Raw genomic sequence first — 8,230 nt, 5'->3', positions numbered from 1 at the left:
TCAAGAGCCCAAGAGACGCGGGCCGGTGAATATCGTGGGGTGAAAGAGCCACTCCATTCTTGGACGAGCAGACTTTCAAAATTGGGACGAATCTGGAATGACTTGATCCTCTCATGGAACCAACTAACCTGCGCCCATAGCGAAGCCGCTCTCCAGAAAGGAAGCCGTTATGTCTGATGAAAGTGAGGGCCTCAATTATTCTCAACGCAACGGCTTGCTGCCCATTCCAGAGCAGTTGAAGCTTGAGCAGGTATCAAGCGAGTTTCGCCGATTGATCCACTACGCGTTGGATCAAGAAATCCACCGGGTCGCGCGTCATGGTGCCATGAGCGCCCATTTCGACCGTGAGTGGCATCGAGTTGCTCAAGACTTGCACGTCAGGTTCTTTGGAAAGCCAATCAGTTCGTTCGAAAACAATCCCTCAAAATTGAACAGAGAACTGGAGCACTCTATTGCAAAGGTTCGTTATGATGAACTGTTTAATATTATTGAGTTCTTTGCCAAGCACCGCGGGTGCACAGAGCAAGTCAAAACAGACTTGGCCCAAGCATTTGTCGATGCTCGAACGGCATACCGCCTCAAAGACGGTCTCGTCATTGCAGTTGGTACCAACGAGCAAGCCCAAGCGCTGCTAAGGGCGATAGATGACGCTGAGGGTTCGAATAATTTAGGGGCAAGGCAACATTTGATTGACGCCGGAAAAAAACTTGCGGATGCCGATTGGGTTGGAAGTGTTCGGGAGAGTATTCACGCCGTTGAAGCGGCAGCAATAAGTTTCGCGCCTGGAGAGACCCTCGGCCCCGCTCTGACCGAACTCGAAAGGCGTGGGAAACTCCACGGTGGCCTGAAGAAGGCATTTGGAGCGTTGTACGGATATACGAGTGACAAGAAAACTGGCGTCCGACATGCCAACGTTTATGGGGAAGATGAAGCTGTTGACGAAACTGACGCATTGTTCATGTTGGGAGCTTGCGCGTCGTTTGTTTCTTACTTGATCGCACGGAACACTTGACGGCATTCGGCGCAGTTGCAAACTCTGGCATTCGTCACCCAAATTGACCTTGCAAATTCAGCTATCTGCGCGGTCTCTTTGCCCAAGAGCGCTGTGGTGACCGGCGGCAAGCTGCGCAGAGTGGACCTCAGTGCCGTGCGGCTAACGACAGTTCACCGCCCGTCGTGCCTTGCTCGCCATCGGAGCGGGCGCTGGCGAGGCGGGAGCAGGGGGGGCACACCCAGCTCCCCCTTGGGACATTGGGCGACGGGAGAGATGGGGCGCCTGCCGGAAGGGCCGGTGCCCCCGCCCGCAGGCGCGCCCGGGTCAGGTCTCGCTTGACGGCGCGCCGCCCTCGAAGCGGTTGCCGTGGCGGTAGTCGCAGGGGGCCTCCTGCATCTCCAGGTGAAGGCGGCTGCCCTCGTAGGGATGGGCCAGCGCCAGGGCCTCGTTGAACTCGATGCCGAGGCCGGGCTCCTCTGGCGGCAGGATGTAGCCGTCCTCCCAGGTGATGGTGTGGTTGATCAGGGCCTGGTGGAAGCTGCCGCCGGTCTCGATCGTCTCGGCGATCAGCAGGTTCGGGATCGAGGTGGCGAGGTGGATGTTGGCGGCCCATTCGACGGGGCCGGCATAGAGGTGCGGCGCCATCTCGGCGTTGAAGGGCTCGGCGATGGCGGCGAGCTTCTTGGCCTCCCAGATGCCGCCGAGGCGGCCGAGGGCGGGCTGCAGGATCTTGGCGCCGCCGGTGCGCAGGACCGTGGCGAATTCGGTCTTGGTCGTGAAGCGCTCGCCCGTGGCGATGGGCAGCGAGGTGTGGCGCGAGACCTCGGCGAATTCCAGCAGGTTGTCGGGGGGGATCGGCTCCTCGAACCACAGCGGCTGGTAGGGCTCGATCGCCTGGGCGAGGCGGATGGCGCCGGCGGTGGTGAACTGGCCGTGGGTGCCGAAGAGGAGGTCGGCGCGGTCGCCGACGGCCTCGCGGATCGCCTTGCAGAAGGCGACGGAGCGGGTGATGTCGGACATGGCCGGCTGGTGGCCGCCGCGGATGGTGTAGGGGCCGGCGGGGTCGAATTTCACCGCGGTGAAGCCGAGGCCCACGTAGCGCAGGGCGGCCTCGGCGGCCTTGTCGGGGTTCACCCAGAAGTCGGGGTCGGTGTCGCCCGGGGCGGGGTAGAGGTAGGTGTAGGCGCGGATGCGTTCGTTCATCTTGCCGCCGAGGAGCGCCCAGACGGGCCGGTTCCGCGCCTTGCCGAGGATATCCCAGCAGGCGATCTCCAGCCCCGCGAAGGCGCCCATGACGGTGGGGTCGGGGCGCTGGGTGAAGCCCGAGGAATAGACGCGGCGGTACATCAGTTCGATGTTCTCGGCGCTTTCGCCTTCCATGTGGCGGGTGAAGACGTCCTCGATCACCGCCTTCATGGCCGCCGGGCCGACGGTGGAGACGTAGCATTCGCCGATGCCCTCTATGCCGTCGTCGGTGGTGAGCTTGACGAAGGTCCAGTAGCGGCCGCCCCAGCCGGGGGCCGGGGGGGCGACGGTGAAGAGCTGGAGGTCCTTGAGGCGCATGGGTGCTCCTTTTTTTGTCTCTGTCGGCGGCCGGGGGCGCTGCCCCGGTCCCCGGGATTTTCGGGCCAGGGGGGTGGCCGGCTTTGGGGGAGCCTAGGGGGCAGGCGGTGGCGGGGGCGCGCGGGTGGGCGACATGGGGGGCGACGCAAACGACCATCGGCCCGGAGAGGGGGAGGGGCGCTCAGCCGCGCGTGGCGGCGGCGAAGGCGCGGGCTTCGGACGGGGCCTCCCCCAATTGCGCCTCGGGGGAGAGGAGGGCGTGCCAGTCCGGGCCGGGGTGGTCCCGGGTGGCGAGATCGGCGAGGGGCGTGCCGGTTGCGCGGGCCTCTGCGGCCAGCGCCTTGACGGCGGCCTGCGCCTCTGGCCGGGGCATCTGGCGGGCGAGCGCGAAGGTCAGGGCCTCGGCATAGAGAAGCCCCGGCGGCTCGGCCAGCGGGGCGCGCATGCGGGGGGCGTCGGGGGCGATGCTGTCGGCCAGGGCCTGGGCGGTGAGGAGGGCGCGGCCGAGGGTGAGGGTGAGCTGCGGGAGGCTCAGCCATTCGGTGAGCCAGGCGGTGGCGTCGCGTTGCTGGCGGTGGAGCGCGGCGGAGGTCATGGCGCTGCCGAGGGCGGCCGCGTGATGGGCCAGCGCCACGAGGGCGGAGGCGGCGACGGGGTTGGTCTTCTGCGGCATGGTGGAGGAGGCGCCGGAGGCGGTGAGGCGCAGCTCTTCGATGCCGGACTGGGTCATCAGGATCACGTCTTCGCCGATGCGGCCGAGGAGCTGGGCGGCCAGCGCCAGCCATTGGGCGAAGCCTGCGACGGTGTCGCGCGCGGAATGCCAGGACGCGCCGGGGTCGGCGAGGCCGAGCTCTTCCGCCATCAGGGCGCGGACCTTCGGGGCCTCGGGGCCGATCGCGGCATTGGTGCCGGCGGCGCCGGAGAGGGAGACGGAGAGCAGCTCCGCCCGGACCGGGGCGAGGCGGGCGCGGTGGCGCAGGAGCGGCAGGCCCCAGCCGGCGACGACGGCGCCGAAGCTGGTGGGCGTGGCGACCTGGGCATAGGTCCGGGCGGCCATCGGAAGCTCGGCATGGGTTTCGGCGAGCTGCCCGAGGGTGGCGAGGAGGGCGGCGAGCCGGGTGTCGAGGGTGGCGGTGACCTGGCGCAGGCGGAGCGTCAGCGCGGTGTCCATGATGTCCTGCGAGGTCGCACCCCAGTGCAGGTATTGCGCATGGGCCGGGGCCTCCAGCGCCTTGCTGGCGGCGGCGACGAGGGCGGGGACGGGAACGGCGTTGGCGCCGGTTTCGGGGGCGAGGCCGGCGGGGTCGATCTGGATCTCGCGCAGGGCGCGGTGGAGGAAGGCGGCGGAGGCTTCCGGGATCAGCCCGAGCTGACCCTGGGCGCGGGCCAGCGCGCCCTCGACCAGCAGCATGGCGCGGATCTCGGCGGTGTCGGAGAAGAGGCGGGCAAGCTCTGCATCCCCGAAGAGGTCGCGGTAGAGGGCGCTGTCGAGGGGCGAGGCGGGCATCAGGCGGGCCTTTGGTCTTGGGAGGCTGGAAGGCGCGGCCCGGCGTTGGGCGCCGGGCGGTGCAGTGTCATGGTCCCCCGCATCCGCTCAGGCGGGGCGGAGGCCGAGGATGGCCCTCGCCTCGGCAGGGGTGGCGACGGGGCGGTCGTATTTGGCGCAGAGCTCGGCGGCGCGGCGCACCAGCGCGGCGTTCGAGGGCGCGAGGGTCTCGCGGTCGAGCCTCAGGTTGTCCTCCATCCCGGTCCGGGTATGGCCGCCGGCGGCGATGGACCATTCGTTGACGAGGATCTGCGCCGGGCCGATGCCGGCGGCGCACCACTGGGCGTCCGGCGCGAGGCGGTTCACGGTCTCGACGTAGAAGTCGAAGACGCGCTTGTCGGCGGGCATGGCGTTCTTCACGTTCATCACGAACTGGATGTAGAGCGGCTTTTTCAGCCGCCCGTCCTCGGCCATCTTCACGGCCTGGAAGATGTGCGACAGGTCGAAGGCCTCGATCTCGGGCTTCACGTCGTATTTCAGCATTTCGGAGGCGAGCCAGTCGACCAGATCGGGCGGGTTCTCGTAGACCCGCGTCGGGAAGTTGTTGGAGCCGACGGAGAGCGAGGCCATGTCGGGGCGCAGGGGCAGCATCCCGCCGCGCGCCTGGCCCGCGCCGGAGCGCCCGCCGGTGGACATCTGCATGATCATGCCGGGGCAGTGCTTGCGGATGCCTTCCTGCAGGCGGGCGAATTTCTCCGGGTCGGAGGTGGTCGAGCCGTCGTCATTGCGGACGTGGCAATGGGCGATGGTGGCGCCGGCCTCGAAGGCCTCCTGCGTGCTCTCGATCTGCTCGGAGACGGTGATCGGCACACCGGGGTTGTGCGACTTCTGGGGCAGCGAGCCGGTGATGGCGACGCAGATGATGCAGGGGTTGGTCATGGCTGGGCGATCTCTTGCAGCAGTTGGGCGAGCATAGCGGGGGCGGAGAAGAAGGGCGAGTGCCCGGTGGGCAGGGTGGAGACGGTGCCCTCGGGCCAGTCCGCGGTCATCGTCACCTGGAACTCCGGCGGGATGGTGCCGTCCCTTTCGCAGCGGATGTAGTGTCGGGGGAGGCGGGCGGAGGCCCCGGTGAGTTCGACCACCGTTTCTGTCGGGCGGACGGCCTGCGGGGTGAGGCGCGGCAGGGCGTAGTCGAGCGTGCCGGGCGGGCAGTCCTGGTAGAAGACATCGCCCGCCATCGCGGGGTCTGCCGTCCAGCTGAGCCGGTCGGGGGCGAGGCGGATGGCGGGCAGGAGCGGCTGATAGGGTGCCTCTCGGCGCCGGTCTGAGAGCGTCCGGCCGGGGGCGGGGAGGTAGGCGCAGAGGTAGACGAGCTTGGCGATCTTCTCCGGCGCGCGCTCGGCGGCGAGCGTGATCGGGTAGCCCGCCATGGAATGGCCGACGAGGATCACCGGGGCCGGCAGCACCGTGCCGATGGCGGCCAGGATCGCGTCGGCGTAGAGGTCGAGCGTGACATCGCCGACGGGCGTGCGGTCCGCGCCATGCGAGGGCAGGTCGATGGCGGCGGCCTCGTGCCCCGCCGCCGCGAGCAGCGGCAGCAGGTCACGCCAGCACCACGCGCCGTGCGCCGCGCCGTGGATCAGCAGGAACCGCGCCATCAGAGGTCGAAGAACACCGTCTCGTCCTCGCCCTGCAGCACCACGTCGAAGCGGTACTGGCCGGGGCCGGTCTTCTTCGCCAGAAGCGTGGGCACCCGGCCGCGATGCTCGATGCGCGACAGCACCGGGCAGGTGGCGTTGGCCTCTTCCTCGTCCTCGAAATAGATCCGGGTCTGCAGGCCGGTGTTGATGCCGCGCGCGACGATCCAGAGCGAGATATGGGGCGCCATCGTGCCTCCCTGGGGCAGCGTGACGCGGCCGGGCTTGATGGTGTCGAGCCGCCAGTCGCCGGTGTCGAAATCGGCGACGATGCGGGCCCAGCCGATGACGTTCGGATCCGCCGTGCCGCGGGTCTCGGATGGAGAGTTGTAGAGGCCCGCGGCGTCGGCCTGCCAGCTTTCCATGAGCGCGTCGCGCAGCACCATGCCGGCGCCGTCGCGGACCTGTCCGGTGATGGTGATCTTCTCGCCCTTCGCGCCGGGTTTGATCGGCGAAAGGCCGAGGTCCTGCGGGAAGATCCCGCCGTTGCCGAGAAGGTTCGGCGTGAGGCCGATGTGGACGTAGGGGCCTGCCGTCTGGGACGGGGTTTCCTTGAGGTAGGAGAGCGGCTGGGGCATCAGAGGCCTTCCTTGCGGTTCTCGAAATAGGTCTGGCGGCGGCCGCGCAGGACGATGTCGAACTTCCAGGCGAGGCAGTCCATGCCGATAGAGTTCTGCATGTCGAGGGGGGCCGTCAGGCTCTCGATCGCGGCCTTGTCGGGGATCGTGTTGACGATCGGGCAGAGCGGGATCAGGGGGTCGCCCTCGAAATACATCTGGGTGATCAGGCGCTGGCCGAAGCCGGAGCCGAAGACCGAGATGTGGATATGCATCGGGCGCCAGTCGTTCGGGCCGTTGGGCCAGGGATAGGGGCCGGGGCGAATGGTCAGGAACTCGTATTCGCCCGCCGCGTTGGTCACGGTGCGGCCGCAGCCGCCGAAGTTCGGATCAAGGGGGGCCGCGTAGCCGTCCTTCTTGTGGCGGTAGCGGCCGCCGGCATTGGCCTGCCAGATCTCGACCAGCACATGGGGGACGGGGCGGGCCATCTCGTCCAGCACTCGGCCGTGCATGATCATGCGCGGGCCCTGGGCGGGTTCGCCGGTGAAGTTGAGGATCAGGTTGTTGTCCAGCTCGCCCAGCATGTCGCGGCCGAAGGCGGGGCCGGTCTCCTCGGAGAGCGTCGAGGGAAGTGCGATCAGCGCGCGGGAGGGGGCGCGGGTGACCGAGGTCTTGTAGCCCGGCGTATAGGCCGGCGGATGCCAGAGGCGGTTGCGGGCCAGAAGCGGGCCGGTGCTGGGGGCGTCTGTCATTTCTCCTCCTTTGCCATCTCGTCGAGGATGCGGGTGGCGAGCTTGAAGGCGGTGTTGGCGCGGGGCACGCCCGCGTAGATCGCGACATGGAGCAGCGCGTCCTGCACATCCGCGCGGCTGGCGCCGGTGTTGGCGGTGGCGCGCAGGTGCAGCTCGAACTCCTCCCAGTTGCCGAGGCCCGCGAGGAGGCTGAGCGTCACCAGCGAGCGTTCGCGGGGCGTGAGCGTGTCGCGGGACCAGACATGGCCCCAGGCGGCCTCGGTGATCAGGTCGATGAAGGGGGCGGCGAAGGCGTTCTCGGCCCCCTGCGAGCGGTTCACATGGGCGTCGCCCAGGGTGCGACGACGGGTGGCCTCTCCCGCCTTGCGCATTTCGGATTTCGGGTTGTCAGACATGGCCGGTCTCCCTGAGGAACTTGGTGAGGAGCGCCGCGTAGGTCGCTGGTTTCTCGACGCAGGGCAGGTGGCCCGCGCCGCGGATGATCTCGAACCGGCTGCCCTTCACGAGGTCCACCGTCTCGCGGACGAGATCGGGGGGCGTGGATCCGTCCTCCGCCCCGGCGATGCCGAGGGTGGGGAGCGTCAGGGCCGCGGTGGTGGTGTAGAAATCAGTGCCGGAGATCGCGGCGCAGCAGCCGGCGTAGCCCTCGGCGGGCTGGCGGATCAGCATGTTGCGCCAGGCGGCGAATTCGGGGCTGGCGCGGAAGGGCCTGGCGAACCAGCGTTCCAGGATGCCGTCGGCGATCGGTTCGATCCCGCCCTTCCGGATCGCCTCTATCCGCGTGGCCCAGCTGTCCTTGGTGCCGATCTTGGCGGCAGTGTTGGAGAGCACCAGCGTGCGCACGAGGTCGAGCCGCTTGGTGGCCAGCCCCTGGGCGATCAGCCCGCCGATGGAGAGGCCGACGAAGCAGGCGTCACGCACCCCGAGCGCCTCCATCAGCCGTTCGGCGTCGCGCACGAGCGTGCCCATCGCGTAGGGGCCGGGCGGGCAGTCGCTGAGGCCGTGGCCGCGCTTGTCGTAGCGGATCAGGCGGAGCGATTGCGGCAGGAGCGGGATCACCTGGTCCCAGAGCCTCAGGTCCGTCCCCAGAGAATTGGCGAAGACCACGGGCCGGCCGGCCGGGTCGCCATCCTCGGCGTAATGGGTATGGAGCCCGTCGATGTCGATGACCTTCATGACCC

General features: G+C 68.3%; 9 protein-coding genes. 1 reads left to right on the top strand and 8 read right to left on the bottom strand.

Going from position 1 to position 8,230, the window contains the following annotated elements; translation table 11 throughout:
- Nucleotides 1-169: 169 nt before the first annotated feature.
- Nucleotides 170-1,012 carry an AbiJ-NTD4 domain-containing protein gene (locus EIP85_RS20120; protein WP_127904010.1) on the top strand — a complete coding sequence of 281 codons (843 nt, stop codon included), beginning with the start codon at nucleotides 170-172 and terminating at the stop codon, nucleotides 1,010-1,012.
- Nucleotides 1,013-1,318: 306 nt separating this feature from the next.
- Here the strand turns inward: EIP85_RS20120 and EIP85_RS20115 are convergent, their stop codons facing one another.
- The 8 genes from EIP85_RS20115 to pcaD form a co-directional block, all read right to left on the bottom strand.
- A complete protein-coding gene (locus EIP85_RS20115) occupies nucleotides 1,319-2,557 on the bottom strand; it encodes a mandelate racemase/muconate lactonizing enzyme family protein (protein ID WP_127904009.1) in 1,239 nt (412 codons plus the stop codon).
- Nucleotides 2,558-2,738: 181 nt separating this feature from the next.
- Entirely contained in the window at nucleotides 2,739-4,064 is a 1,326-nt protein-coding gene (locus EIP85_RS20110) for a lyase family protein (protein WP_127904008.1), read from the bottom strand.
- A gap of 87 nt (nucleotides 4,065-4,151) precedes the next feature.
- On the bottom strand, nucleotides 4,152-4,982 hold the full coding sequence (locus EIP85_RS20105) for a 3-oxoadipate:acetyl-CoA acetyltransferase (protein WP_127904007.1): 831 nt from the start codon (nucleotides 4,980-4,982) through the stop codon (nucleotides 4,152-4,154).
- On the bottom strand, nucleotides 4,979-5,701 hold the full coding sequence (locus tag EIP85_RS20100) for an alpha/beta fold hydrolase (RefSeq protein WP_127904006.1): 723 nt from the start codon (nucleotides 5,699-5,701) through the stop codon (nucleotides 4,979-4,981). Before EIP85_RS20100 ends, EIP85_RS20105 begins: the two co-directional genes overlap by 4 nt.
- Nucleotides 5,701-6,318 (bottom strand): protocatechuate 3,4-dioxygenase subunit alpha, encoded by a 618-nt coding sequence (gene pcaG, locus EIP85_RS20095; protein WP_127904005.1) that lies wholly within the window; start codon nucleotides 6,316-6,318, stop codon nucleotides 5,701-5,703. The genes EIP85_RS20100 and pcaG overlap by 1 nt, the downstream gene beginning before the upstream one ends.
- The gene (pcaH, locus tag EIP85_RS20090; protein WP_127904004.1) at nucleotides 6,318-7,049 is read right to left on the bottom strand and encodes a protocatechuate 3,4-dioxygenase subunit beta; all 732 of its coding nucleotides are present in this window, start codon (nucleotides 7,047-7,049) and stop codon (nucleotides 6,318-6,320) included. Before pcaH ends, pcaG begins: the two co-directional genes overlap by 1 nt.
- Complete coding sequence (gene pcaC / locus EIP85_RS20085; protein ID WP_127904003.1) at nucleotides 7,046-7,444, bottom strand: 4-carboxymuconolactone decarboxylase; 399 nt, start codon at nucleotides 7,442-7,444, stop codon at nucleotides 7,046-7,048. Before pcaC ends, pcaH begins: the two co-directional genes overlap by 4 nt.
- Complete coding sequence (gene pcaD / locus EIP85_RS20080; RefSeq protein ID WP_127904002.1) at nucleotides 7,437-8,225, bottom strand: 3-oxoadipate enol-lactonase; 789 nt, start codon at nucleotides 8,223-8,225, stop codon at nucleotides 7,437-7,439. Before pcaD ends, pcaC begins: the two co-directional genes overlap by 8 nt.
- Nucleotides 8,226-8,230 lie beyond the last annotated feature (5 nt).

This window comes from Solirhodobacter olei (assembly GCF_004010155.1).
In the GTDB taxonomy this organism is placed as follows: domain Bacteria; phylum Pseudomonadota; class Alphaproteobacteria; order Rhodobacterales; family Rhodobacteraceae; genus Solirhodobacter; species Solirhodobacter olei.
The sequence above is the reverse complement of the archived record's forward strand: the minus strand, read 5'-3'. Positions and strand labels throughout refer to the sequence as shown.